Raw genomic sequence first — 1,941 nt, forward strand, 5'->3', positions numbered from 1 at the left:
GCGTTGGAGGGCCGGCACTACAAATCCTTCACTTTGGATTTGTAGAGACGGACCGAAACGAAAGAAGAGTTAGGAGCCGAAGCTGGACAAAACATAGCAATATGAGTAAGGTGAACTTGGTTTTACAAAACTTCTTCTACATTATCTAGTTTTGAGGGAATGAAACCTCAAACTAAAATAGTCTGGTAATTAAGGCGAGAAGGCCACACCCGTTCCCATACCGAACACGGAAGTTAAGCTTCTCAGCGCCGATGGTAGTTGGGGCAGGCGCCCCTGTGAGAGTAGGACGTTGCCAGGCTGTTTCAAATGGAGGATTAGCTCAGCTGGGAGAGCATCTGCCTTACAAGCAGAGGGTCGGCGGTTCGAGCCCGTCATCCTCCACCATATAATTTAGTGCCGGGGTAGCTCAATTGGTAGAGCAACTGACTTGTAATCAGTAGGTTGGGGGTTCAAGTCCTCTCGCCGGCACCATTTTATTTGAAATTTCACAATGTTATTTAGTATGAGTCATTAGCTCAGTTGGTAGAGCACGTTCGAATAATCTTCAGCGAGCTACTACAGCGTACACGCCGAGTTGCTACTTGCATAAGCTTTCTGAGGTGTGGACGTCTGACACAAATTTTAGGGAACAATTCTTGTACGAGCCATTAGCTCAGTTGGTAGAGCATCTGACTTTTAATCAGAGGGTCGAAGGTTCGAATCCTTCATGGCTCACCATTTACTATTTATATGCGGGTGTGGCGGAATTGGCAGACGCACCAGACTTAGGATCTGGCGCCGCAAGGCGTGGGGGTTCGACTCCCTTCACCCGCACCAAAGATTTTTTTAATAGCAAAAAATCACTCTATATGCGGAAGTAGTTCAGTGGTAGAACACCACCTTGCCAAGGTGGGGGTCGCGGGTTCGAATCCCGTCTTCCGCTCCATAAAAGTGCCGGGGTGGCGGAACTGGCAGACGCACAGGACTTAAAATCCTGCGGTAGGTGACTACCGTACCGGTTCGATTCCGGTCCTCGGCACCAATTAAATATTAATACAGCGCGCCCGTAGCTCAATTGGATAGAGCGTCTGACTACGGATCAGAAGGTTATGGGTTCGACTCCTTTCGGGCGCGCCATTTTCTCGGGAAGTAGCTCAGCTTGGTAGAGCACTTGGTTTGGGACCAAGGGGTCGCAGGTTCGAATCCTGTCTTCCCGACCATCTAATATTTTAAGGGGCCTTAGCTCAGCTGGGAGAGCGCCTGCTTTGCACGCAGGAGGTCAGCGGTTCGATCCCGCTAGGCTCCACCAAAAATGTTTAATAATATGTTGACAACAGTAGTTATATTTGTTAACATAGTAAAAGTCGCAACTGACACAATTGTTCTTTGAAAACTAAACAAACAAAAAAGTCAATAAACAATATTTTTGCTTCAAAATTGAAGCGAAGCCAACGTAACAAATGAGCTATATCAACTTTCATGGAGAGTTTGATCCTGGCTCAGGACGAACGCTGGCGGCGTGCCTAATACATGCAAGTCGAGCGAATCTTGAGGTGCTTGCACCTCTTGGTTAGCGGCGGACGGGTGAGTAACACGTGGGCAACCTGCCTGTAAGACTGGGATAACATCGGGAAACCGATGCTAATACCGGATAATCCTTTTCCTCTCATGAGGRAAAGCTGAAAGTCGGCTTCTCGCTGACACTTACAGATGGGCCCGCGGCGCATTAGCTAGTTGGTGAGGTAACGGCTCACCAAGGCGACGATGCGTAGCCGACCTGAGAGGGTGATCGGCCACACTGGGACTGAGACACGGCCCAGACTCCTACGGGAGGCAGCAGTAGGGAATCTTCCGCAATGGACGAAAGTCTGACGGAGCAACGCCGCGTGAACGATGAAGGCCTTCGGGTCGTAAAGTTCTGTTGTTAGGGAAGAACAAGTATCGGAGTAACTGCCGGTACCT

Annotated in this window: 9 tRNA genes and 2 rRNA genes; all 11 read left to right on the forward strand. The window is 49.3% G+C overall.

Features of this window, described 5'->3' with window-relative positions:
* Window positions 1-181: 181 nt before the first annotated feature.
* A 5S ribosomal RNA gene (rrf, locus tag BTR25_RS26530) occupies window positions 182-298 on the forward strand.
* 10 nt (window positions 299-308) lie between these two features.
* A tRNA-Val gene (locus BTR25_RS26535) sits at window positions 309-384 on the forward strand.
* A gap of 11 nt (window positions 385-395) precedes the next feature.
* A tRNA-Thr gene (locus BTR25_RS26540) sits at window positions 396-471 on the forward strand.
* Between the two features lie 170 nt (window positions 472-641).
* Window positions 642-717: transfer RNA gene (locus BTR25_RS26545), tRNA-Lys, on the forward strand.
* A gap of 14 nt (window positions 718-731) precedes the next feature.
* A tRNA-Leu gene (locus BTR25_RS26550) sits at window positions 732-816 on the forward strand.
* 34 nt (window positions 817-850) lie between these two features.
* Window positions 851-925: transfer RNA gene (locus tag BTR25_RS26555), tRNA-Gly, on the forward strand.
* A gap of 7 nt (window positions 926-932) precedes the next feature.
* Window positions 933-1,021: transfer RNA gene (locus BTR25_RS26560), tRNA-Leu, on the forward strand.
* Between the two features lie 18 nt (window positions 1,022-1,039).
* Window positions 1,040-1,116, forward strand: a tRNA-Arg gene (locus BTR25_RS26565).
* Window positions 1,117-1,122: 6 nt separating this feature from the next.
* Window positions 1,123-1,199: transfer RNA gene (locus BTR25_RS26570), tRNA-Pro, on the forward strand.
* 13 nt (window positions 1,200-1,212) lie between these two features.
* A tRNA-Ala gene (locus BTR25_RS26575) sits at window positions 1,213-1,288 on the forward strand.
* Between the two features lie 167 nt (window positions 1,289-1,455).
* Window positions 1,456-1,941: ribosomal RNA gene (locus BTR25_RS26580) — 16S ribosomal RNA — on the forward strand; the annotation flags it as partial.

Origin of the sequence: Bacillus sp. MRMR6 (genome assembly GCF_001940785.1) — a bacterium.
Lineage (GTDB): Bacteria > Bacillota > Bacilli > Bacillales > Cytobacillaceae > Neobacillus.